The sequence below is a fragment of the Pontibacillus yanchengensis genome (genome assembly GCF_009856295.1).
Classification (GTDB): Bacteria; Bacillota; Bacilli; order Bacillales; family BH030062; genus Pontibacillus; species Pontibacillus yanchengensis_A.
The window spans coordinates 805,184-829,867 of sequence record NZ_WMEU01000001.1; the positions used below are offsets into that span (position 1 = coordinate 805,184).

The 24,684-nt window shown below is 37.8% G+C and carries 24 protein-coding genes; 5 read left to right on the plus strand and 19 right to left on the minus strand.

The window, feature by feature from the left end; translation table 11 throughout:
• Positions 1–2 precede the first annotated feature (2 nt).
• The 7 genes from GLW08_RS03905 to GLW08_RS03935 all read right to left on the minus strand — a co-directional run bounded on the left by GLW08_RS03905 (position 3) and on the right by GLW08_RS03935 (position 5,960).
• A complete protein-coding gene (locus GLW08_RS03905) occupies positions 3–434 on the minus strand; it encodes a hypothetical protein (protein ID WP_160847251.1) in 432 nt (143 codons plus the stop codon).
• Between the two features lie 46 nt (positions 435–480).
• Positions 481–1,083: a hypothetical protein gene (locus GLW08_RS03910; RefSeq protein WP_160847252.1), complete on the minus strand. Its 603-nt coding sequence runs from the start codon at positions 1,081–1,083 to the stop codon at positions 481–483.
• A 407-nt stretch (positions 1,084–1,490) separates the two neighbouring features.
• Positions 1,491–2,084 (minus strand): CBO0543 family protein, encoded by a 594-nt coding sequence (locus tag GLW08_RS03915; RefSeq protein WP_237458290.1) that lies wholly within the window; start codon positions 2,082–2,084, stop codon positions 1,491–1,493.
• Between the two features lie 421 nt (positions 2,085–2,505).
• Positions 2,506–3,486, minus strand: a complete 981-nt coding sequence (gene dapF, locus GLW08_RS03920) for a diaminopimelate epimerase (RefSeq protein ID WP_160847253.1) — start codon at positions 3,484–3,486, stop codon at positions 2,506–2,508.
• A gap of 163 nt (positions 3,487–3,649) precedes the next feature.
• The gene (locus tag GLW08_RS03925; RefSeq protein WP_160847254.1) at positions 3,650–4,621 is read right to left on the minus strand and encodes a rhodanese-related sulfurtransferase; all 972 of its coding nucleotides are present in this window, start codon (positions 4,619–4,621) and stop codon (positions 3,650–3,652) included.
• Positions 4,622–5,087: 466 nt separating this feature from the next.
• Entirely contained in the window at positions 5,088–5,564 is a 477-nt protein-coding gene (locus GLW08_RS03930; protein ID WP_160847255.1) for a DUF4367 domain-containing protein, read from the minus strand.
• Positions 5,565–5,666: 102 nt separating this feature from the next.
• Positions 5,667–5,960 (minus strand): Dabb family protein, encoded by a 294-nt coding sequence (locus tag GLW08_RS03935; protein WP_160847256.1) that lies wholly within the window; start codon positions 5,958–5,960, stop codon positions 5,667–5,669.
• Between the two features lie 354 nt (positions 5,961–6,314).
• Between GLW08_RS03935 and GLW08_RS03940 the strand changes: the two genes are divergently transcribed.
• Positions 6,315–7,088 carry a TerC family protein gene (locus tag GLW08_RS03940; RefSeq protein ID WP_160847257.1) on the plus strand — a complete coding sequence of 258 codons (774 nt, stop codon included), beginning with the start codon at positions 6,315–6,317 and terminating at the stop codon, positions 7,086–7,088.
• 154 nt (positions 7,089–7,242) lie between these two features.
• Here the strand turns inward: GLW08_RS03940 and GLW08_RS03945 are convergent, their stop codons facing one another.
• Entirely contained in the window at positions 7,243–8,742 is a 1,500-nt protein-coding gene (locus GLW08_RS03945; RefSeq protein WP_160847258.1) for a plasmid pRiA4b ORF-3 family protein, read from the minus strand.
• 218 nt (positions 8,743–8,960) lie between these two features.
• Here GLW08_RS03945 and ytzI point away from each other — a divergent pair, with 218 nt between their 5' ends.
• From ytzI to GLW08_RS03960, 3 genes are all read left to right on the plus strand, one after another.
• Entirely contained in the window at positions 8,961–9,122 is a 162-nt protein-coding gene (gene ytzI / locus GLW08_RS03950) for a YtzI protein (protein WP_160847259.1), read from the plus strand.
• Positions 9,123–9,351: 229 nt separating this feature from the next.
• Positions 9,352–10,047, plus strand: coding sequence for a ribose 5-phosphate isomerase A (gene rpiA / locus GLW08_RS03955; protein WP_160847260.1), 696 nt, complete (start codon positions 9,352–9,354; stop codon positions 10,045–10,047).
• 165 nt (positions 10,048–10,212) lie between these two features.
• Positions 10,213–10,767, plus strand: coding sequence for a CBO0543 family protein (locus tag GLW08_RS03960; RefSeq protein WP_202406379.1), 555 nt, complete (start codon positions 10,213–10,215; stop codon positions 10,765–10,767).
• Between the two features lie 392 nt (positions 10,768–11,159).
• Here the strand turns inward: GLW08_RS03960 and GLW08_RS03965 are convergent, their stop codons facing one another.
• The 11 genes from GLW08_RS03965 to GLW08_RS04015 all read right to left on the minus strand — a co-directional run bounded on the left by GLW08_RS03965 (position 11,160) and on the right by GLW08_RS04015 (position 22,151).
• Positions 11,160–12,155: an ABC transporter ATP-binding protein gene (locus GLW08_RS03965; protein WP_160847887.1), complete on the minus strand. Its 996-nt coding sequence runs from the start codon at positions 12,153–12,155 to the stop codon at positions 11,160–11,162.
• A 24-nt stretch (positions 12,156–12,179) separates the two neighbouring features.
• Positions 12,180–13,169, minus strand: coding sequence for an oligopeptide/dipeptide ABC transporter ATP-binding protein (locus tag GLW08_RS03970; protein WP_160847261.1), 990 nt, complete (start codon positions 13,167–13,169; stop codon positions 12,180–12,182).
• 22 nt (positions 13,170–13,191) lie between these two features.
• On the minus strand, positions 13,192–14,121 hold the full coding sequence (locus tag GLW08_RS03975) for an ABC transporter permease (RefSeq protein ID WP_160847888.1): 930 nt from the start codon (positions 14,119–14,121) through the stop codon (positions 13,192–13,194).
• Positions 14,121–15,050: an ABC transporter permease gene (locus GLW08_RS03980; protein WP_160847262.1), complete on the minus strand. Its 930-nt coding sequence runs from the start codon at positions 15,048–15,050 to the stop codon at positions 14,121–14,123. The genes GLW08_RS03975 and GLW08_RS03980 overlap by 1 nt, the downstream gene beginning before the upstream one ends.
• 121 nt (positions 15,051–15,171) lie before the next feature.
• Positions 15,172–16,896: a peptide ABC transporter substrate-binding protein gene (locus GLW08_RS03985; protein ID WP_160847263.1), complete on the minus strand. Its 1,725-nt coding sequence runs from the start codon at positions 16,894–16,896 to the stop codon at positions 15,172–15,174.
• A 350-nt stretch (positions 16,897–17,246) separates the two neighbouring features.
• Positions 17,247–18,023 carry an SDR family NAD(P)-dependent oxidoreductase gene (locus GLW08_RS03990; protein WP_160847264.1) on the minus strand — a complete coding sequence of 259 codons (777 nt, stop codon included), beginning with the start codon at positions 18,021–18,023 and terminating at the stop codon, positions 17,247–17,249.
• Entirely contained in the window at positions 18,024–18,416 is a 393-nt protein-coding gene (locus tag GLW08_RS03995) for a MaoC family dehydratase (protein WP_160847265.1), read from the minus strand.
• Positions 18,413–18,847, minus strand: coding sequence for an FAS1-like dehydratase domain-containing protein (locus GLW08_RS04000; protein ID WP_160847266.1), 435 nt, complete (start codon positions 18,845–18,847; stop codon positions 18,413–18,415). Before GLW08_RS04000 ends, GLW08_RS03995 begins: the two co-directional genes overlap by 4 nt.
• 4 nt (positions 18,848–18,851) lie before the next feature.
• Positions 18,852–20,003, minus strand: a complete 1,152-nt coding sequence (locus GLW08_RS04005; RefSeq protein WP_160847267.1) for a thiolase family protein — start codon at positions 20,001–20,003, stop codon at positions 18,852–18,854.
• A 4-nt stretch (positions 20,004–20,007) separates the two neighbouring features.
• Positions 20,008–21,483, minus strand: a complete 1,476-nt coding sequence (locus tag GLW08_RS04010) for an AMP-binding protein (RefSeq protein ID WP_160847268.1) — start codon at positions 21,481–21,483, stop codon at positions 20,008–20,010.
• A gap of 95 nt (positions 21,484–21,578) precedes the next feature.
• Entirely contained in the window at positions 21,579–22,151 is a 573-nt protein-coding gene (locus GLW08_RS04015) for a biotin transporter BioY (RefSeq protein ID WP_160847269.1), read from the minus strand.
• 331 nt (positions 22,152–22,482) lie between these two features.
• On the opposite strand from GLW08_RS04015, the gene GLW08_RS04020 reads away from it, so the two are divergent.
• The gene (locus GLW08_RS04020) at positions 22,483–24,684 is read left to right on the plus strand and encodes an FUSC family protein (RefSeq protein WP_160847270.1); all 2,202 of its coding nucleotides are present in this window, start codon (positions 22,483–22,485) and stop codon (positions 24,682–24,684) included.

A 24,684-nucleotide genomic window follows, 5' to 3' on the forward strand; every position in this document is an offset into this window, starting at 1 on the left:
CACTATCTACTGCTATAGTCAATTAATTTCTTCAGTTTTTCCGTTTGGCTTGGGTTAAGGATGCGGTAGTCGCCTTCTTCCATTTTGATAATTGTTTCACGTTCATTAAACCAGAGTTCTGACCGAACTAAGCTTATCCCTCGCTCAGAACTATTGATCATCAGATAAACATCAGGTTCTTTCCTATTAATAGTTACATTCTTCATTTGGCTACTATACATCAATAGTTGCATCAGTTGATCGACTGTTTTCTGGCTTTGTTTATCTGTGATTACTTTATCAAAATCTATCTGCCGCTGAACTCCTTCTTTGTCATACCCAACCATTACTTTTCTTGTAACAGTGTTCGTTTGCTTATCGCCAACAATATATCCTCCGAGAAATACGATACACAAGAGAAGAACGGACATCATAACCTTAAATGCATGACTCATATACATGTTTCCTTCCTATCATCTGCTAATTGAATCTTTCGGGCAGTTACTCATAATCATATCTAATTTGAATTCTTTTGATTTGGTCATCCTGCAAGATGAATAAAATAGTATTGGATTTACCTCCGTAAATCATCGCATCTTTTTCTAGCCGATATTGACTTCCGTATACTTTCAATACATTCTCTCTAGAATCCCCAACTGTTATTCCATGTTGCGTTATGATCAAAGGGGAAGTAATTGAAAACGACTTCAACCATGTTTTCTTTTCAGATTTTTCAAATGTAAACGATGCCTTTTCGTATTGTAAATCATACTGAAGCCCTTTGATAGAATTATACTTTTCTATAGATAATGGCTCCCCAAGTTTACTTTTCAATTGCTCCATTGTTATGCTATTTCTCGAAATGGTAGATTCTTGAAAGAAAGCTTTTTCTTCTGGAATATCTAAATTATTAGAGGAAGCTCCTTCTTTCAATTCATTTACCTCTTTTTGTAATAATTGAATCCTTTTTTCTGCTTCTTTTAGGGCATCGCTTTTACCAGTATTGGATTGAAATCCCTCAGGATAAAATATCATAACACCTAACCAAACACCTAAACCCAATCCAAACATGACTGATGTTACATATCCACCGATTCGATTCATTCATCTTACCCCTTTTCCGCTTTGCTTAAGCATCTTATATAGAAGGCTCCCCCTATAAATTAGAAGTAAATAAGTTGTTATTTATTCAACCTATTCTAGTTTAAATAAGGACGGAAAAAACCTGATTAATTTATGTTGATGTTTTCCATATAGCTAACTATTTAAGTTCCTTTTTTATATGTAAAAAATATACATACTTCGCGGTTGGAAAAATGCCCCATATTCTTGCTGCTACTCCTCCTCGCCTCTGCTGTTTTTGTGATCGAGATATGGGTATTGTAGTACTGTGCACTCTAGGTGGGTATTGATAATGTAAATGGATGTTGATTAGACTCTGTCCTATTAAATAGCCAGATGAGATTTCATTCTCATCTAGCTAAACTCGCTACTTTATGGACTTTATTACATTATAATAGCCAACCCACGTACACTCCTGCGAGAAAAATTGTCACCAAAAAAATAAAATGCAAAACAAACCATGCCCATCGACCATACCATAATGACTTCACGCGTATCGGTTTGCGATATTCATTCGGAACAATTCGTTGACCTAAATATTCAAATATTAAAAGATAAATCCACCAAACAGCGTATGAATCGAATGTATCCCAATAATTCGTGTATTCTATAATTTCTGTGTACTCTTCCAATAATTTTTCCACTAATATACCAAGATTAACCATCCCCATGTAAAAGGGGATCTTCCATGCCCAACTTCTAGGACTAAATCGAACACCTAATAAAACATAGTATGGAAAGGCAGTTAGAATAGCAGAAATAGGCATTTTTATACCAAGATGAAAAGGGACGACAGGAAATTTATAAAAATTCAGGAAAATAAAGATAAGACAAATAATATTTCCCATTAAGCCACTTAAAAGATATAGTAGTCCATAACGCTTCCAATTTATCCGCAATATAAAGAAAGCTCCAAATAAACTACCTATAATGACAGATAGCATAATGAAATATTCTAATGGGTAGTTTAAAAAGTCAGACATACACCTTTCCCCCACTTCTGTGAATGTCTTATTCACAGAGAAAATATTTTCTTATTTTTGCAACTTTCTTATCTTTTTATACATTTAAAAAGGAAAACCTTTACCATATACTTTATGGTGGTTTCCCTATAGAGGAAGTATGACTATGATTTAACTACAACAAGTAAAATAATGAGTATAGGAAAATTCTTAATAGGAATCATCTCGTACATAGCTTACCTTAGAATTCGAACAAGTTTTTTATTAAAGGCTGGGACAAAACTATAATAACCAGTTCTAAAGCCGAATGATATTAAGAAAACAGAAATTTATAAAGAAAAAATCCGAACTATTTCGAATCCTCAAAAGAAGATTTCGAATTATAGTTCGGATTTTTAATAGGCTATAAACAACATCGAACATATTTAAAGATTTCAAAGACTTACTCATGAGCAGCTAGGTTAATTTCTTCTTTCGCATGTTCTTGTAATTTAGCATAAGCTTGTTTCTCTTGCTCAAATCCTTCACGATTGGATTGTTCTTCAAACGTATAATGTTCAAATTCCACATTGAGTGATGTTCTATATTCATACGTTGCGTTACCTCTTAACTTAATGAAATATTCATCACCTTGTTTTTCCACCACGCAAATCACAAAGCCACCACGGTTGTAGACATAAATTTCTTCACTAAGTTGATTAATTTCTAACAACACAGTTGTTAATGAAGAAGCAGACATGGCTGTTCCACAAGCATTGGTCAATCCGACACCTCGCTCATAGGTGCGCACAAAAATCTTTTGATCTCCCAATGGTTGAATGAAACTAACATTTACACCAGACGGCAATAAATTCTTATCTTCATTAGCTTGCTTTCCGATAGAAGAAAGATTCTCATCATGGATTTCAGGTACCATTGTAATTAAATGGGGATTGGGAACAGATACAGCTGTAAATGTTAGGTCCTCTGATAAATTTTCAATCGGCAACTCCACATGTAGCTTTTTCTCTGTTTTCATAAACAATTGTGGATCTAAACGGACTGGCTCAATAGATACCTCGTAAGCAGGGACATCATCATAGATTTCCCCTTTTTTAACAACGGATAAATCTGCTTCTTTCGTTTCCACCATTATTTCGTTTCTGTCTAATTGCTCACATACATAACGCCCGACACAACGAAGTCCATTTCCACACATTTCAGCCTCAGAACCATCTGGATTAAACATTCTCATACGAGCATCTGCATGGTCACTAGGCATCGTGAATAAAATTCCATCAGCTCCAATTAATCCGTCTCGATCACATAGCATAGTTGCAATCGATACTCGATCAACCTCACTAAAATGATACGTATGGAACAGTTCATCTATAAGTACAAAGTCATTATTCGATCCGTGACACTTTATAATTTCTATGTTCAAGAAAGCCACTCCCTTTCTTACAGTACGTACTCTATGTTATTGTCCTTTTTTTTAGTTGTTTTTTCAAGCCCAAAGAGTTAGTTTCGCACCCTTTTACTATTAAAATGTAAAAAAGTCTCCAAGGAATGGTATTCCATGGAGACAACTAAATTCTATTCACTTATTATGAAGCTTGGCTTTCGCCTTCTCCTAGCGCATGAAGAAGTTCATTAATTTCATCTTGATTCATATTATGCTCTTCTACATAACGGTTACGTTCATGGACTCTACATTCAGGTGTACAGCCTCTCATATATTTGTGCTCATTTTCTTCCGAGCATAGAATTTGCTTATTACAGTCAGGATTAGAACAGTTTACATATCGTTCACATGGTTCACCGTCAAAGTGATCAACTCCTACGACAACATGTTCTGTCTGGTTAACTGGAACACTAATACGTTCATCAAACACATACATTTGACCATCCCATAGCTGACCTTGTACTTCTGGGTCCTTGCTATAAGTGGCAATTCCTCCGTGAAGCTGTCCCACGTTCTCAAAGCCTTCTTGCTTCAACCAGCCAGAGAACTTTTCACAACGAATTCCGCCTGTACAATACGTTAGAATTTGTTTACCTTCTAACATTTCTTTATTCTCGCGAACCCATTCTGGTAGTTCACGGAATGAATTAATGTCTGGACGAATAGCACCACGAAAATGACCGAGGTCATACTCATAATCATTTCGGGCATCAAGGATAATCGTATTTTCATCGTGCATTTTTTGATAAAATTCTTTCGGTTCAAGGTACTCCCCTGTAAGATCATGAGGATTTATATCATCCTCAAGACGCAACGTTACCAGTTCAGGGCGTGGACGAACGTGCATTTTCTTAAATGCGTGACCACTTGCTTCATCAATCTTAAATGGCATATCGGCAAAACGAGGGTCATTGTTCATCGCTTCCATATACTTCTTTGTTTGTTCTTTCGGTCCTGATACTGTACCGTTAATCCCTTCTGATGCTACAAGGATTCTTCCCTTTAACCCCAAGCTATTGCAAAACTCTAGATGATCTTGTGCAAATTGCTCAGGATCTTCCATCGTTACATATTTATAATAAAGCAATACTTGATAATTGTTTTTCTCTTCCATTGTTGATTCCACCTATCTATTTATATTTGCAGGATATAAAATTAGGCAACTGAGCTGTTGATGGTAATATTGATCACCAGGGCGTTTTTTAAAAGAAAGGCGCAAGTGACCTAAGAGCAACGTATATGCTGCGGCCTATACGATGTAGGTTGGTTCGATGTTGCTACATGAAGTAGCGGTTTTAATCGAACTTCCCCTGTTTTCGTAGGAGATAAAGGAAACACAAAAACATACGTGATTCGATGTTAACTTATCGTACGGAGACGAGGGAAGCATACTACTTGCTGGGCGCTGGACCTATACATATAAGAGTCAAAACTTATACTTTCTTACTTGCTAATAAAAAACGAACACCTCTTAAAACCACCTTTATCCATACTACAACGTAATATTATAAAGCTATAGGTGGTTGTTTTGCAATAGTTAAATTTGGTAATAACTAATTCTATTGTTGAAGTGATTATGTTTACTTGAACGATTTAGAAACTTCCATTAAATCTTTTTGTGTAACCTTTGTTTCTGATTGCTTAGCAAAATACTTGAGAGTATAGTGGACATCATTTTGAGTCCACTTCAATAACTTCGTACCAGCATTATTGGTATAATACTTTCCTTGAACATTACCTATTTTAACTTCTTTATAATCTTTCTCTGAAACAGAGGATACATTACCACTATTTGTTATTTGTAGACCTATATGTTCATTATGTTCTCCAAGAAAATCAATTATTAGTGTTTTAATAGATTCCTTTTCTATAGGAGGTTTACTAAATTCTGCTTCCCTCACCTCAAATGGAAGCTTTGTTGGAAGTTTAACATAAAAATACTGGTCTTCTATTCGCTTTTTTAAATCGTCATGATTAAAATCTTGAAGATCAGTACTTCCGCTACAGCTTGTTAATAGGAATGGAATAGTAAATAACAAGAAAATACATTTTTTCATATAACCACTCTATTTCTTCCATGTAACTTAATCAATCTTTTAAATCGATTAACGAAAAAAACTGAAAATCAACTTATCGATCTCCACATTTTCAATCTATACTTATAATTCAAAATCCACCACAATGATATCTGATAGTCCTATTTCTTTTAGGTATGAGACTACTTCTTGATGTTTTTCGTGTGGTCCATACTCTTCAAGGGATTGTTTATCTTCAAAGCGTACGGTTAAGCCTACATCAAATCCTTGACTTCTATCTGAAAAGTTCAATCCGGCTTGGATATCCACTATTCCAGGAATCTTCTGTTTAAGCGATTTCAATTGATTAATTGCTTCCTTTTTTTCATGCTCTGATGTTTTTTCGTTAAATTTAAATATTACTATGTGTTCGATCATTGTATTTTTCATCCTTTCAACTAATAAAGACTTTCATAGCAATTAAGTCCACTCAATCACTATTTATTGTGAGTTCATTATACCATTTAAGCACTCGTGAAAGCTTTTAATATAAATATGAATAATCTTTTCAAATTGAGCATTAAATTCCCAAATGACCTTCTTTACTTTATTATAAAGAATTAATTATTCGGAATTTGGAAAGGTAATATTAAGTAACTATCGCACTCTAGAAGCTTTGCTAATCAACTCTATTTCATAAAAAGTCTGTTGCACTTTAATACGCATTATCTGCAAGTCCCCCTCTACTATCATGAACTTGATTAATACTACCTTAAGAAAGGAGCATCCTTCATGGAATCAATCTGGTTGGAATACGGTTGGACTTTATTAATACTCATAGGTCTTGAGGGATTATTATCAGCTGATAATGCGCTTGTCCTTGCTGTTATAGCCAAACATTTACCAAAAGAAGAAAAGGAAAAGGCAATTAAATATGGGATTTTTATGGCCTTTGCATTCAGGTTCATTGCCCTTTTTGCTATTTCGTTTATTGCTAACGTGTGGCAAATACAAGCCATTGGAGCAGCTTATCTCCTTTATTTAGGGTTAAAACATGTTATAAAGGCTCAGTTTGGAAATGAAAATGAAAACATGGAGAATGACATAGAAAAAGAAGCTGCTGGTAAAGGCTTTTGGCCAACAGTAGGTAAGATAGCTCTAGCGGACCTTGCTTTTGCAATTGATTCTATTCTCGCTGCTGTCGCCCTTGCACTCGGTCTTCCAGATTCTCCTATTGATGATTTTGGGGGAATGGATGGCGGAAAATTTATCATCGTTGTACTCGGAGGCATTGCAGGGCTTATTTTAATAAAATACGCTGCTACTTGGTTCGTGAAATTGCTCGAAAAACGCCCAGCATTAGAAACAACCGCTTATGCCATTGTAGCTTGGGTCGGAGTTAAATTAGCAGTTATCACACTTGCTCATAAGGATATTGGTTTATTGGATCACCACTTCCCACATAGCACAAGTTGGACATTAACATTCTACGGAGTTTTGGTAGCAATTGCATTATTTGGATGGTTTGCACCAGGAAATAAACTTACCAATAAGCACGACAGATGAGTATGCTTTCTTAAATAGATATAAAAACGTATTGATTATATAATAGATCATGTCGGGGAAGGTGCTGAAGAAAGGTAGTTATAAAATGTGATTTGTACTAAACATATGAAATAGGCACGGTTAACCACCTCAGATTAACCGTGCCTTGTCCATTCTAGGAATAATGTTGATTTTTCATTTCTGATTTAATTACATTCATCGTTTCGTCTTCACTCAAATAGGAATGAGATATACCTAATGCCTCGAGTAACGGTTTTATCATTTCATATAAAGCTTTATTGGCGACTTGTACTTCATTTGGAACACCTAAGCTCATAAATTGATCTTTTATAAATTGCTGAATATGAGAAGGTGGTAAAGCTGGGTGCACTTGAGCGTCAAGCATTTGTTGCTGTTCTGGTGCAAAAAAGACCGTAACTTCAACATAATATGGACGCACACCATTTTCCTCCTGAACAGGGTCTGGTAAGAAAAATTGATCTAAACGCATCGGCTCATCTAGACGTTTTTGAAATTTTAATGGTTCTATTTCTTCTTGTGCTAAATATAGTGTGTGGTCATACTTTACATCTTCAACATGCGCGATAAGGGTAGATACTTCAAACCCACCTGTAGCTTCTAAGATTGCAAAATACTCTGGTGGCTTCGTTGCAATTTCTTTCTCATCAATATCTGAACGTAATAACTCAAGTAACACAGATAAAATGTAATTAACATGTTTCTTTTCTTTTTCATCCACATACCACGGATGATAAGTTGGTAAAAAGCTTCGAAGTTGTGGCCACTGGTTTTCACCTCTGAAAGTTAACTGCTGTTCTTTAATTTCCTCATAATCTCTTTTGGTTAGTTCTTCTTTGTCCACAAATGTTACTAACAAGTTTTGCATCTCATACGTATCTTCTTCTTCAAATTGACCTTTCAAAATTTTGTCCATCTCTCGCAAACCTTGTGCTCCAAAATAAATAGCAACGCCAAATTCTTGTCCACTTTTTCCTAAAATAGAACAAAAACTGAATTGGCCAAAATCTTCTTGCCATTCAGAAGGGTTTTCTATAGCAATCACCTGATGATCACTTATTTTCTTCCAAGGCTTACGCTGTTTTAACTCTACGATATTCTCATATAACTCTTCATTTATATCCTCTTGAGACTTTTCTTTTTCATGAAATGTTGCAAGTAACTTACTATTTATAGCATCAACATATGCTTTCTCATCCTTAATAGACTCAGAACCTTCCCATGTCAATCTACCATCTTCTTCAGGGGCCGTCCCTTTCACTCTGGTACAACGGGGATAAATCATGTTTGGTTGTAATTCTAATGTCTCTTCTAATTCAATTGTGTGTACCCAGTCATCACCGAAGTCATATTGATACGTACATGTTTCACCCGGTGATGTTAACCATGCATCTATTCTTTCATTTGCCTCAAAATAATCAACTGTAAACAGATCCTCTCCTGGGCTCATACCTATTTTCACTGGTACTTCATTATTCTGAAGTATAGTAAACATGTGGATATGGCTATCCAGCCAATTAAAGCAAGATTGGATTACATTATGGAGATTCTGGAATGTGAAATTTGAAGGAATTTCCACCCTCCTCCATACTGAAGTTTCTTCACCTTCTAGTTTTATCTTTAATTGATAAATCATAATTTCCTCCTCTGACACTCTTGATGTAGGAACTGAAGCAATGCGTAAGCTCCCATAGAGCACAGTCTTTTTGATATAAAGTAATCAAGAAGCTAGCCGGGCGCTGGAGTAAGATGTAGGCAGGATGTAGTAGAAAATTAAAGTTCCTCCCCCTTTAGAGCTGTGATAAACTAGAATATATAGTATAATTGTTCGTTTAGTTAAGGAGGGAACATCACGTGTTTGCCATATTAATTGTATGCATGATTATCATGGTTGCAGTGCTTCTTCTAACGATGGCTGCTATTTCAAAGGGCTATCAATATAACCATACTGTCGACCCTTTACCAGATGAAATTCCAGCCAATCACAATGAAAACCACTTCAATGAAAAATCATAATAACCAAACATTATATAAATACTCCTTCCTGCTTAAGGAAGGAGATTTTTTATAAACGGAAGCTATTTCGATACCATTCCTTAGCATTCCCTAATCGTATGTAAACTCAAACATAAGGTCGATTAGTAAAAGATTCGGTTATAGAAATAAAAGTAGGTATAAGTTTGTGTCTAGACGAAAAAAACGGGTATTCTATTAGAAGAGCTACCAATAGAGGAGGATATTATTTATGTGGAACAATCCATTAGCAACTCATATAAAGTGGTCAAACGAAATTTCAAATATTGAGGCCAAGCAACATGTTGCGGACCAAATCGCACAAAGAGCTAAAGATGGTGACGTTATAGGGATTGGCTCAGGATCTACTGCTTTTCTAGCCCTCCAATCCATTGCCCAGTATGTAAAGGAAAAAGGATATAAAGTTACTGCTATTCCTACTTCCCAAGAGGTTATGATGACATGTACAACGCTTGGCATCCCCACTACGACCCTTGCCACAGCAAAACCAGACTGGGCATTTGATGGTGCAGATGAAGTAGACCCAAACCACAATTTAATAAAAGGGCGAGGGGGGGCCATGTTTCACGAAAAACTCGTTATGGCCAGCTCCCCAGAAAATTATATCCTGATTGATCAAAGCAAATTCGTTAACCATTTAGGTCAAAAATTCCCTGTGCCAATTGAAGTTGATCAACGTGCACTTCACCTAGTGGAAACGAAACTATCTACTTTTCCAGTTGAACAAGTCCAATTACGTCAAGCTACAGCTAAAGACGGACCTGTTATCACAGAAGCTGGTAACCTCATTCTCGATGTCCATTTTTCCACTATTGATAAAAAGGATGAAGTTAGACTTGCGGGAATTCCAGGCGTTATTGAAACAGGATTGTTCATTGATTACGATGTTAACATTTTATCTATCTAAAAATAGATTACTTAGCAATGTCTTTTCGCAACATTTTGAACCATATAGAGAAAGGTAGTGACTTCACACTAATTTGCACACCTAAAATTGCCACACTGAATAATAAAGATAGCACAAGTAAAAAATAAAAATCACTCTCTATAATACACAATGTGGTGATTATTAATGAAAATGGAGCAAAGTGTAACCAACAAAATGACAGAAGCTTACAATCTAATAGAGAAAGCTAATGATATGATTACTAGCGTTTTCTTTGAGAGTGTACTTTTTTCATTACAATGGTGGATTGGTTTCATTTTAGCTGTTGTGCCGTGGATTTTATGGATTTTTCTGAGAAAAAAAGACAGTACCTGGCGCTTGTTAACTGCAGGTCTTTTTGTTCTGTTTGTCTCTTCCTGGTTTGATGTAATCGGTATTAGTTTAGGATTATGGCATTACCATTCTGAAGTCGTACCTACCATTCCAGCTTTTTTCCCTTGGGATTTCACATTACTACCTGTTATTGCAATGGCTTTAATTCAAATTAAGCCCACCGCTAATCCTCTCGTTAAAGCTATCATTTTTAGTATTTTTAGTTCATATGTAGCTGAACCTATATTTCAATGGCTTGATATGTATGACCGTGAGCATTGGAAGCTATATTACTCCTTCTTTATTTATATTATCATCTACTTAATAGCTAACTTCATTGCAAATCGAAAAAGCTATGCTACTCTGTAAAGAGATGATTTGAACACCTTACTCACTAAAAATAAAGTCTCAAATAGGTTGATTTCCCCTAAAATGATTGGCCACCAACCCCTAGTGTAGTGATTGAGCTCTGAAGCTACACAGTCTTTTTAAGAACAAAAGCTCAGGGCACCCTTTTAGCGACGTATATGCTACGGCCCACACGACGTGGATTGGTTCGATGTTGCTACGTGACGTAGCGATTTTAATCAAACTTCCCCTGTTTCCGTAGGAGATAAAGACAACACGAAAACATGCTTGATTCGATGTTAACTTATCGTACGGAGGCGAGGGAAACATACTAGTCGCTGGGCGCTGGAGCTGAAGCTACACTGTCTTCTTTAATAAGAAAAGAACCATAAGAACGTTCTTATGGCTCTTCATTATTCATACAAGTGACAAGCAGTAAAATGATTCTCCCTTACTTCTTTCCACTCCGGAACCTGATTTGCACAAATATCCATTGCATGAGGGCATCTGGTTCGGAACACACACCCACTTGGAGGATTTAAAGGACTAGGCACATCACCACTGACAACAATTCGTTCTCTATCCTTTAATTTTGGATCTGGAACAGGCACCGCTGATAGCAATGCTTGCGTGTAGGGATGTAATGGATTTTCATGAAGTTCATCACTTGATCCGAGTTCCATCATATTCCCTAAATACATTACTAATATGCGATCTGAAATGTATTTCACCATCGATAAATCATGTGCTATGAATAAATAGGTTAGCCCCATTTGTTTTTGTAAATTTTGAAGTAGATTCACTACTTGTGCTTGAATTGACACGTCTAAAGCTGATATTGGTTCATCGCAAACAATAAATCTTGGCTCAACTGCTAACGCTCGTGCAATACCAATTCGTTGTCTTTGACCACCACTAAATTCATGAGGAAATCGACTAATGTGTTCTGCATCAAGCCCCACTAAAACAAGCAATTCTAAAATCCGTTCCTTACGCTTCTTCCCCCTTGCTAACCCATGAATGTCTAAAGCTTCACCGATTATATCCTCCACCGTCATTCTTGGATTCAAGGAAGCATAAGGATCCTGGAAAATCATCTGAATATCTCTTCGAAGCTGTTTTAACTTTTTTCCGGAGTACTGATTTATATTTTCTCCATTAAAGTACACATCTCCAGCGGTAGGTTGATAAAGTCGTATAATGGCACGACCTGCCGTAGACTTACCACATCCTGACTCACCTACAAGACCGACCGTCTCCCCTTCGTATATATCTAATGTGACATTCTCCACAGCTTTTAGGTGCTGCTTGTTCACTTTAAAATATTTCTTTAATCCTTTCACCTGTAAAAGAGGTCCTCTGCTCTCACTCGTCACACCCGCTTCATTCTTACTCTCCTTGGTATCCATCATGATTCTCCTCCCTACATCACTTTATTCTGCTGCCTTTGCTAATGGGTGGTGAAGCCAACAGGAAGCATATTGTTCTCCTCCCATATGTTCAAATGAAGGATTATGATTACGACATACTTCCATTGCATGTTCACAACGTGCGAAGAACGGACAACCGAGCGTTGGATCCATTAAGTCAGGAGGAGATCCTATAATAGGAATCAAGGGTTGCTCTCTATTTTGATCTAGGCGTGGAACTGACTTCATCAGCCCTTTTGTGTAAGGATGTCGCGGTGTTTCAAAAACATCTTCCACTGTACCTGTTTCGATAACTTGTCCAGCATACATCACTACCACGTGATCACATGTTTCTGCGACAACACCCAGGTCATGGGTAATTAAGATAATCGATGTTCCTGTTTTAGTTTGTAAATCTTTCATCAGCTGCAGAATTTGCGCCTGGATGGTAACGTCAAGGGCTGTCGTAGGTTCGTCTGCTATTAAGAGCTCAGGTTCACAAGCTAGGGAAATGGCAATCATAGCTCTTTGACGCATTCCTCCCGAAAACTCATGCGGATACTGGTCGACACGCTTTTCTGGTTGTGGAATGCCGACGAGATTCAGCAATTCGATTGCTTGAGACCTTGCCTCTTTTCTTGTTACATGCTTATGCTTTAAAATCCCTTCTGTAATTTGAGCGCCTACTTTTGTAGTAGGGTTCAAAGAGGTCATAGGATCCTGGAAGATCATACCTATTTCATTACCTCTAATTCTCTGCATCTGCCTCTCTGATTTTGCCAATATATTTTCTCCATTAAACAAGATTTCGCCTTGTTTGTACTCAGCTGGTGGCTTAGGTAGTAACTGCATAATGGATTTGGCAGTTACACTCTTTCCACAACCTGATTCCCCTACAATAGCTACTGTCTTTCCTTTCGGCACAGAAAAATTCACTCCACGCACAGCCTGTACCTCTCCCCCAAAGGTATGAAAGGAAACGACTAAATCTCTCACTTCTAATATATGACTCACGAAATATCCTACTTTCTCCCGTTTATTTTCGTAGCTTAGGATCTAATGCATCTCGAAGTCCATCACCAAACACATTAAATGCAAACATTGTTAAAGAAATCAAAATGGCAGGAAAAAACAACTGATAAAAGTTCCCTACTAAAATACTATCTAATGCATCATTAGCCATTGTTCCCCAGCTTGCCTGTGGCGCTGGAATCCCCAATCCCAGAAAGCTCAACGTAGCTTCTGCGAATATAGCCGTAGGCACTGTTAGCGTTACGTTTACTAATATAGGTCCCATTGTATTGGGTATCATGTGCTTTTGTAACACCCAGCCTGTTTTAGCACCAAGTGCTTCTGAAGCCTGAACAAATTCTTGTTCCTTCATTTGAAGCACCTGCCCTCTAACCAGTCTAGCCATCGGAATCCAACCAGTAAGGGTCATAGCCAAAATAATCGTCCATAAACCTTGCTCCATTATAACCATCAGGAGAATAACCATTAGTAAATAAGGTATCGCATATAAAATTTCGGCAATTCGCATCATGACATTGTCTGTTCGCCCACTTGCCATACCGGAAATACCACCATAAAGGATACCAACTAAAAAATCGATAAGAGCTGCCATCATTCCGATAAATAAGGAAATACGCGCTCCATACCACACCCTGGTAAAGATATCTCTTCCTAGTTGATCTGTCCCAAACCAATGTTCTGCGTTAGGCTTAAGATTTTTTTCCATGAAGTTTTGTTCATAGTATGAATAGCCATTTATATAAGGACCTATAATGGCAAGTACAGAAAGCGAGATAATTAGGATTAAGCCGAACATAGCAAGTTTATTTTCCTTAATACGACGCCACACATCCGACCAATACGAAACAGTTGGTCGATTGATTTTTTCTGCATGTTGGAAGTTATCATGAACCTTCTGAAACATTTCCTTTGTCAATTGTTCATTGTTCTTCATCATTTACTCTCCCCCGTTATCTTAATTCTTGGATCGATAAATGTATAAGCAATGTCTACAATAAACACAAGGAAGATTAAAATAGCTGCATAGAAGATTGTCGAACCTAAAATAACAGGATAATCACGGTTAAAAATCCCTTTCACGAACATCTCACCCATACCGGGAATGCCAAAGATTTGTTCAATAATAAAGCTGCCTGTTACGAGGTTTGCAGTTATGATTCCTAATACTGTCACAACTGGAAGAATCGCATTCCTAATCGCATGTTTAAAAATAATCATGTGCTTTGCGATCCCTTTTGCACGAGCTGTATTAATATAATCCTGACCTAACACCTCTAGCATACTTGAGCGCATCAGACGCGCGATATACGCCATCGGCATCATGGCAAGAGATATAGATGGTAATACTGTATGCGACCATGATTGCCATGTTGCCACAGGTAGGAGCCCCCACTCAACTGCAACGAAATTAATTAAGAACGTAGCTAAAATAAAGCTAGGTACTGAGATTCCAATAATCGATAACACCATGGATACGTAATCAGGCCACCTGTTTCGATTTAAAGAAGCAATGACTCCAAAAATGAGTCCAAATGTAATGGCAATCACTAGTGCTTGCATACCAAGATGCAAAGAAACTGGGAAACCGTTAACAATATAATCATTTACCGTGATTGTTTTCGACTTTAACGAAGGCCCAAAGTCAAATTGCGCTAACTGTTTTAAATACAATCCATATTGAACAACCAGTGGTTTATCCAAATTATAATAATGCTGCAGGTTATTATAGACAGCTTCTGGCATTGTTCCTTCTTTCGCAAATGGGTTCCCTGGAATACTGTGCATTAATAAGAAGGTAATTGTAATTACTGCCCATAGTGTTACAATGGCCCATCCCAACCGCTTCAATGTATAACGAAACATACCCTTCACCCCAATACAAGTAAATAAAACAGCAAGTCCATCACTAGATATAGGATAAGTCCTGCCACCTCGAAAGGCAGCAGGACAGTCAAACCAAAATCTTACTTAAAATAGAATCATCTTATTCTTTCTCAATATCAGCATAATGGAATTGTGTATATTTGTTGATTGGTGTGTAGATACCTTTCACATAAGGTTTAACAGTAAATGGTTTGGTGTAGAAATAAATTGGCATAACAGGCATTTCATCCATGAGAATTTGTTCCGCTTGATGCATTGCTTCCATACGTTCTGCAGCATCCATGGTTGTTTTGGCTTTATCTATTAAACTATCGTAATCTGTATTACTCCAACTTGCATCATTATAAGGACCATCTGTAACCCACAGATCCATGAATGTCATCGGGTCAACATAATCCCCAATCCAACCTGCACGTGAAACCATGAAATCTCCAGCTTTCTCACGATCTAGTTTAACTTGGAATTCTACATTTTCTAGCTTTGTTGAAACATCAAGATTTTTACGCCACATTTCTTGAATTGCTGAAGCAATCGCCTGGTGACCTTCCGAAGTATTATATAGAATCACGAATTCATCCATGGAATCCATACCTTCTTCTTTTAGGCCTTCAGCAAGTAGTTCCTTTGCTTTTTCTATATCCGACTCGAATAAAGCACCACCATTTTGACGAAAGTCACCATCAACATCATTAATGCCTTCAGGTACAACACCATATGCTGGCTGTTGACCACCTTGTGCCACGAACTCTACTAAATCTTCACGGTTGATTGCCATAGAAAGTGCTTTACGGACCTTTGCATTATTAAATGGTTTTTTCTCTGTATTGAAGTTGTAGTAATAAATAGCTAGGTCTGGAGCAATATTAAATTCTGGATCATCATTCTCACTCATTTGACCAACCACATCCTGTGGTAGTGGATAAAGGAAATCTAACTCACCGTTACGGTACATTTGCCATGTTGTAGATGCTTCCTCAATCATTAAGAAGTTAATGCCATCAAGATTGATACGATCTTTATCGTAGTAGTTTTCATTCTTCTTCAGTGTAATGCTTTCCTTATGATTCCACTCTTCCAGTGTGAACGCGCCATTTGATACATACCCATCAGCTTCTTGGTACCATTCTGGATTTCCTTCCTGTACATTCTTGTTAACTGGGAAGTATGTGTAGAATGAAGTTAAATCTAAGAAGTAAGGTGTTGGTTGAGCTAACGTTACTTTTAATGTCTTTTCGTCTACAACCTCAATTCCTACTCCATCACGAAGCTTCGTAAGGTCTTCATCGCTTACTGCTTCAATATCAGCAGAGTTATATTCTGTTGCACCTTTCACATAATACAATTGATACGCATAAGATGAACCTACATTTGGATCAAGAGCATGCAACCAAGCATATTTAAAATCTTCTGCTGTCACAGGATCTCCGTTCGACCAATTCACATCCTGCTTCAAGAAGAATGTCCACTCTAGACCATCTTCACTCGTTTCCCATTTTTCAGCCATTCCTGGTTCCACTTCTCCATCCGGACTTTTCTTCGTTAACCCTTCGAACAAGTGATTCAGTGGCCATGAATCGTGCGTACCCTCTGCTAAACCGGGATGTAGCGCCCCCGGTTCTGAAGAGTTATTCAAATGTAGAATTTTTTCTTCCCCGACATCATTAGTACCCTCTGTATCTTCACTATTATCCGTATCTGTAGAAGTATCAGTAGTATCCGTTGAGTCATCTTTTGTTACATCCTCTGAATCTCCACTAAAACAGCCAGCTAGTCCAAACATAAGAACCAACAATAAACTAAAGACCGCTAAAAGCTTCTTACTCATTACGTTCATCCCCCTTTTTCATCTTGAGTGGACTAAATTTTCCTCTCTGCTTCTCAATATATTTACATTGGATATGCTTTATTCCAGAGATTTTTATGAAATTTCCCTACCAAGGTAGATAACTAATGAAAAAAAGCGCAGGAGCCAGTTTAGCCGCCTAGAGGCTATTTCCTATATAAAGAAGAAAGACCGTACTCTTCATGAGAACGGTCTTGATTAATGGAACATTAATTGGTTTAGTAACCTATAGCTAGAAATAGGTTATGAGCGAGATCCACAACATATGAGCGACCTCCCTTTGAATATACAAAAAAGAGCAAAATCACTCCTAATTTTGCTCTCTACCAATTCTACAGTAGCTCATATGAAGGAGGTAGCCATCTCCCAGTTTCGCTTCCATTAATGGCATAGATTTCTCCTGTCTCTTGTAATTTGCGTTCCTTTAAAAAAGTATCAATAAAAGTTGCGACATCTTCAGGGCTTCCTATACTCCAGTAAACTTGTTCTTCTGGACTAGCTTGTTGTTTTACTTTTTCAATAAAAGGGCGTGTCATATCGGTTTCTGCTGCAGGTGCGATAGCATTGACTTGAATAAAGTCTTTTTCTAATTCCTTAGCTAGCGTATGCGTCATTCCAATTAATGCAGCTTTAGCTGCACTATAGTTGATTTGACCTATAGTACCAATAAGTCCGGCTAGCGAGGTAATATTAACAATAAATCCGTGTGTATTAGTGGACCGCATGTCTTGAATAACAGCTTTACTACAAATAAAAGCACCCTTCACATGGACATCAATAACATCAGAGAAATCCTTGTACTCCATACGATAAGATTTCTGATCGCGTATAATACCAGCATTGTTGATAAGACCTGTCACAGCCCCAAAATGAGTTCGCGCAACATGAACAAGTTGCTCTCCAGCCCTTTCTTCTAGTACACATCCGGTCCAACCAGCAGCTTTCCCACCATTTCCTCGAATGGTGGAAACGAGTTCCTGAACTTCTAGTTCATTTCTACCATTCACTACTACAGCTGCTCCAGATGCTGCTAAAGCAATCGCTGTACTTCTGCCAATACCACGAGTGGATCCTGTAATGATAATCACTTCTTTTGGCATAGCATTCATTTACCTCGCTCCTTTTATTACAATTTGTGTACTAACAAGCGTTTGATCATCTTGGTTTTTCGCCATTAGTTTCATTTTTATATCACTTCCTCGACTTTCCACAACCTCCCCCTTGATTAGCAATGAATCCTCTAGAAAAAGGGGGTGTTTAAAGGAAGCATCAACTGTAGTTAGTTGCACGTGAGAACCATACCACTTCCAAACATAAGAGGTCATCACTCCAAGTGTCCACATCCCATGTACTATAGGGCGATTAAAACCTGTATTCCTTGCTGCTTCTTCATCGTAGTGAATCGGATTATCATCACCAGAAGCTCGAATATAACGAGCGACATGCTTACGAGTTACACGAGCAATCTCACCTACGTGTGTCTGCTTCCCTTCATGCTTCATGTAACTCCCTCCTCCATAGCCATAAGCGTTGTAAAAGCTGTTCCGTGTAACTCTCCTTGAAAATAAATGAGTAACCTATGTTCAAAAAATGTCATTCTTTTATTATGACGACGTTTTTCAACGACATTGGTCAGTTCTACTACACACTCATACGTTCTATTTGCCAAAAGTGATTGATCATAATGGAAACTCTGGTTCGTGTGTACTAACCCGTCCAAAGTGGATAGCCAAGGGATATGTATCGATTTCCAAAACACAATGGGCATTGTAGGAGGAATAGGAATATCCTCATACCCTTCTTCTATAGCTGTGTTTTGACCAATATATATACCATTGTGTATGAATATAGCTTCTGCGTACTCTTTTATCTCTTGCGGAGAAATACAAATCGACTGTACCTTAGTTGTAGAACCTATTAAGCTAGCATCCATCTTTCTATTCCTCCTCTACATTCTCAAGCATGGTAGCTAGTCCCAGACCTCCACCAATACCAAGGGTAGCAAGACCTGTATGAAGATGACGCCGCTTCATCTCGGTAACCAAACGAGTAATGAGAATTGCGCCTGAAGCTCCATATGGATGTCCTAGAGCCAATGCCCCACCAGATAGATTGACCTTATGTAGCGGAATGTGTAACTCTCGTAAAGAGGCTAATGCTTGAGAAGCAAAAGCTTCATTAAATTCTACAACATCTATTGTTTCAACCCCACAATCCTGTTGTTCCAGTAGTTTTCTTACTGCTGGAACTGGACCGATACCGAGATAGTTAGGGTCTACTCCAGCACTTGTAGCATCAATGAATTTCGCAAGAGGAGTTAAACCTAACGATTTACACTTCTCCTCTGACATGATCAGTACAACCGCTGCCCCATCATTTAATGGACAAGCATTTCCTGCCGTCACTGTACCATTTTCTCGAAAGACAGAGGGTAGGCGTGCGAGCTTGCTTAATGAAGTATTCGGACGTGGACATTCATCCATGTCAACTCCATCTACAGGTACAATTTCACTCTTAAATACGTTTTCTTGTTGTGCATTTAATGCTTTTTGATGACTCTGATAGGCGTAGGCATCTTGATCTTCTCTTGAAACGTTATAAGCCGAGGCCACATTCTCTGCCGCTTCACCCATTTCGGGGTCGCCAATCTCTTCAGGAGAAAAACGAGCTCTTCCATAAAAAGTTGGACCATTAGGATCAAATAAAGAGAAGGGCTTTTCTACTTTCCATGGTGCTCTGCTCGTACTTTCCACACCACCAGCTATATACATGTCGCCTGCTCCTGCCTGGACGAGACGCGATGCAAGATTAATTGCCTCAAGACCAGACCCACACTGCCGATCTACTGTTACTCCTGGAACTGAGATTGGAAGTCCTGCTTGTAATGCTGATAGTCTAGCAATATTACCACCAGGACCTACTACATTTCCTAAGACCACATCATGGATCATCACCGGATCTAGATTCGTCTCGCTGATGATGGATTGGACAAGAGGACTTACTAATTGCTCAGGTCTTAAATGCGCCAAAGCCCCTCCCATTTTACCAATTGCTGTTCGTTTAACTGAAACGATGACCGCGTTATTCATCTTTTCACCTCACTGCTAATTGAATCCGTTGTTTCATTTTGTCTCGGGATACTTTCCCACTAGAGGTGTAGTAGAAATGTGAGGATTGTATCCAATTCTTTGGACACTTATAGCTTGGAAGCTCTGTTTTACAATGTGCTTTTAGTTCATCCACATCTAGTTGATCACTTTGAGATGGTATATAAATAGCAACGACTTTTTCCCCCCAATAGACATCCTCAACACCTAATACGATAACATCTTCTACGTGTGGATGGTTCCGAATAACATGCTCTACTTCCTCAGGATAAATATTTAACCCTCCGCTAATGACCATGTTGTGCTTACGTCCAATAAGAATAATATTACCTGAGCCATCCCTATATCCGAGATCTCCCACTGTAGCCCATTCTCCAGCAAAAACTTCATCTGTTCTTTCGGGTTTATTCAAATATCCTGAGAATATCCAGGGACTTTTGACATAAAGTTCTCCTACCTCTTCAGATGGTGCTTCACCCCCATTTTCTGTGCGTATAGATAATTCCACCTGTTGGAACGGCACACCAATACTACCTTCTGAATGTAGTTCATCCCTTACATCTTTCACACTTACAAAGCTTAATTCTGACGCTCCATAGAACTCATATATTTGTACGTTGGGTAACAAATCAATAGCTTTTTGCTTAGATTCTTTCCCCCACATGGCTCCAGAAGAAATTAGAGTTTTCAAACTCGTTAATGTATATTGCTGAGTCATTTTATGCATAGCTTCAAACATGGTTGGAACAACATACAAAACGGTAATTTCTTCACGATCAATGCGGTCTAAAACATCTTCTGCGTCAAAATAATTGCTCACATAAAGCGTTGCCCCGATATGCAAAGCTTGCAAAGAGGCATATAGAAAATGACTGTGTACTAGAGGACCAGGACAAAAAATCTTATCATCTTGTGTTAACCCAAACCGTTTCATTCCCTCAGAAAAGCAATCAGCCCACGAACCATGTGTTCTCATAAATCCTTTTGGAGTACCTGTCGTTCCAGATGTATAACCTATATAAAATAAATCATCTTCTCCAACCTCTTTTTTTTGAGAGAATCGCTTTGGTAGTTGATAGAAACGACTAACAGGTTGATACGAATAAGTTTCTAGTATAGGGTATTTTCCTAAAAACGAATCATTAGATACAACCATATCTGGGTTGCAATCAGCTAACACTTGTTTCATTTGATTACCCTTCCATTTAGAATCTAGCGGAATGGCAATCCCTCCAACACCACTAATGGACAGAAACACTTCTAACCAACTCACACTATGGTTAAGTAAAAACGCTATTTTCTTCCCCTTTATATCAGGAATAAGGGATAGTAAAATTTGCTGCATTTGATCGATATGCAGTTGTAATTCTTTATAAGTTACTTCTTCTTCTGTTGTAGATATTGCAAGTTTACTAGCATGGCTAGATGCGTATTTACTAATACGGTCGCCAATAATAGACATAGTGCAGCCCTCCATCGAAACGCATTTCCCTTAATTATACAGTAATAGATAATCTAAGAAAAAAGGCCTGCCTCAAACGGCAAACCTAGATGCTCTTAAACTGCTCTTGATACATTGTTTGAGCGACTTTTCTCTATAAGAGGGTACACTCTCATCATTTGTCTAGCTATAACAGAAGCAACCACCACTTTCACTAGATCACCAGGAATGTAAATGAGTGCAGACCAAGCTGCTTGTCCCCACGTAGTATCGGTAATAATTGATAGGTAGGTAACCCCCATCGCATAAACAACTATGACTCCTCCGATTAGATTGGCTAAGATAAACAATCCGATATTCATCCGACTCCAAAAGCGTTCCACTAAATAACCAATCACGAACGCTCCGATTGGCCAACTTAATATGTAACCACCTGATACACCAAATAAAACCCCTAAACCTCCCCGTCCACCAGAAAGAAGCGGGGCGCCTACCATTACTAATAAGACGAAAACCAATAAACTTAATCCACCTTTTTTAGCACCTAACAAAGAACCTGCAAGCATGACTCCTAGTGTCTGTGCTGTAATCGGCACAGGTGTAAAAGGAGTTATTAGTGGTGGTAATAACCCTAAAGCACCTACGATTGCAGCAAATAATGAAGCATAAATCATTGTTCTTAATTCCATCTGAATCACCTACTTTGTTCCTTATTTGTAAGTAGAATATAGTAACTCACCATCATTGTCAACCTGATTATACATCGGTTAACAATAGAAGTGTAGAGGTTTTTTGCATTAATTTATTTATGGCAGGAAGTTTTTAGAGGAATTCAGCATCAAACTGATATTGGTTTAAAGTAATATAGAGGTTAATATTTATTCAGTAGCAAAAAATGCTTCACATTTATGTTATAAATGTGAAGCTCGTGCGTTAATTGAATGAAGTAAATAAAATTTGAATATTTTCTATAATACACATACCTTGGACTGAAAGATGGTTATCAAGTATGATAAAGGTATGAACTCACAAACATCATTTATCCAATTTATCCGACATATGAGCGCGCGCCTGTCTGCATCCGACCCAGGTCGAATGAGATTAATGACCGCTATCAAAATCACGTTAAGTGTTATTTTAAGTGTAATTACAACAAATTATTTTTTATTGTTCCTAGATAATAGCAGTACCAACGTAACAATGCCGATTTTTGCAGGGGTTGTGGGGTTAGTCAGTTCCTTTGTTCTCTTTGATGAAACAGAGGCACAAAAGAAGGTTACAATATGGCTCATGGGGTTATCCAGTGCTATATCAATCACCACAGGCAGTTTTTTATTAGATTTTTACCATCTTTCTGATGTAATGATTCTAATTGTTGTCTTTTTAGCTTTTTATCTATCTCGCTTCTCCATTCGTTATTTTTCTATATGTATGATTGCATTCCTTTCCATTTATTTTACTACAATCCTAGATATACAGTTCAATCAAGTCGCTTGGTATTATCTAAGTATTACAATTGGAATTCTATATAGTTACTTCTTTAACTTTATCTTATTGCAATACAAACCAAATCAAGTCCTAAAAAAAAGCATGCATTCCTTTCATATACAAACGAATCTTATTCTTCATTTAGTCAAAGAAATGGTTATATCACCATCGATTACATCACGACAGATTAAAACACTAGATCGTAATTTAACAAAATTAAACGAATATGCACGCAATATATCAGGTCAGTTAGGGACAACGAATCCAGGGAATGTATGGAAAGGAATTCGTGCTAACGAACTCCGTCTCTATGTATATGATGCTGAAATGCTTATGCAAACCCTATCTCCCACTATTCAGCGACTTAGAGAATTACAAGCTTTTCAAGAGACACCTTTCCAGGATGCGTTACTAGATGTACTCGAGTCGATCAGGAATGTAAGAGTTTTACGTGATGATAATGTGTTGGTTCAACTCAACCGAGCAGAAAAAGCGATTCAAGCGTTACGTGCACAAATCAGAAATACAACTAGTGAAGATCAAGAAGAATGGTTGTATTTAGTGAGGCGTATTGAATCGATAGCCAATCATGTTATCGAAGGAGCTTCTGAGCTGCACGAGGAACGTGTAGAACATTTAGAAAAAGACCAAGAAGATATAGTTGAAGAAGATGATTCAAAAACAGAGAACCAAAAAGGACTATACCCAGCTACAAAGAAAGCTATCCAAGCCGTAATCGCCGGTAGTGTTTCTGTTTACCTGGGATACACGCTTACTCCAACGCATCCATATTGGATTCTTCTATCCTCCTTTATTATCTTTATGGGAACTGAATCTGTAGGAAGTACGTTTGTTAAAGCAAATCAGCGCACATTAGGAACAGTGCTTGGGGCTGTAGTTGGCTTTGGAGTAGCTCAGCTTATTTCACATACTACTGTTGAGATAGCGTTTATTTTCTTCAGCATTTTCATGGCATTTTACTTGTTCCCTGTTTCCTATTCGGTCATGATTTTTTGGATTACGATGATCATTGCGATGTTGTATGATTTACTACTTGGGGGAATCACACAAGAAGTCATGGGGGTTCGTGTTGTTGACACATTCATCGGAGCATATATTGGTTTGCTTGCTGCAACTCTCGTATTTCCAACAAAAACACGGGACAAAGTAGCAGAAACCATGACTATGTTTTTAGAAGAACTATCATCTTATATAGAAGCGTATCTAGATCACCTTTTAGGCAAGGAACAACATAATAATTTTGCAGAAAAAAGCTTTGAACTGGACCAACAACTCTACCAACTACGCATCGATTCCATTTCCCTAAGAAATCGACCCGGAAGATTGGCTCGTTCCGGTATTGAACGTTGGTTAACCGTTTTAATTGCCATTAATTATTATGCGAAGCACTTACATTCAACTCGGCACCCTATCCCTGATATGGATGCTATTATTGAAAATACATTAACGCATACCAAACAATATGTAATCGCTAATATTACAAATGTCATCCAGCTTATAAAAGGTCACGGTAACATAACTGTTTGGGAACTAGAAGAGGATCGGAAAATCGTCGAACGATACTCCAACCAGAGATCATCTCTTTCCCAACAACTATTCGTGTATAAACTCTATTACATTTGGCGCATAAACCAGTCTATTGTTACCCTTGCAACAGATATGGGAGCTGCTGTACAACCTGCTCCTAGTTCAATGGAAGAAAATGATAAGTAG